The 590-nt window shown below is 66.1% G+C and carries 1 protein-coding gene; it reads right to left on the bottom strand.

Translation table 11 applies throughout. From position 1 onward, the window contains the following. On the bottom strand, positions 1–590 hold a 590-nt coding region (locus U4Z31_RS36945), incomplete at both ends, for a substrate-binding domain-containing protein (RefSeq protein ID WP_321812995.1).

Genomic DNA, 590 nt, shown 5'->3' on the forward strand with positions numbered 1-590 from the left:
CGCGTGACGAGCGTCGGCTCGATCAGGATCATCGGGTTGGCCGGCTTCTGGCCGTTCATGATCCCGTAGCCGACGTTTACGGCCTGCTGCGCCATCGCCCACGGATCCTGGCTCGACGACGCCTGCACGAGCGTGTTCGACTTCAGCGCGACCTCGATGTCGGGCGCGCCGTCGACCGACGTGATCACGATGTTCGGGCGATTCAGCTGCTTCGCCGCGAGGTCGCTGCCGATCGCCTGCGGGTCGTTGATCGTGAACACGCCGTCGAGCTTCGGAAAGCGCGTCAGGTAGCCCTGCATCGTGTTCATCCCGCCCTCGCGCGAGCCCTTGCCGTCCTGGTCGCTCGACAGCAGCTTGATGCCCGGGTTCTTCGCGAGCACGGTCTTGCAGCCGTTCACGCGATCGATCACGGCCGACACCTGCGGGCCGTTCTCGATGATCACGTTACCCTTGCCGTTGAGTTTCTTCGCGAGGTAGTCGCATGCCAGCTCGCCGGCCTTCACGTTGTTGGTCTGCACGGTCGCGTTCGCGCCGGCGGCCGCGACGTCCACCGCGACGACCGTGATGCCCGCCGCCTGCGCCTTCTTCAC

Origin of the sequence: Burkholderia sp. BCC1985, assembly GCF_905339915.1 — a bacterium.
Classification (GTDB): domain Bacteria; phylum Pseudomonadota; class Gammaproteobacteria; order Burkholderiales; family Burkholderiaceae; genus Burkholderia.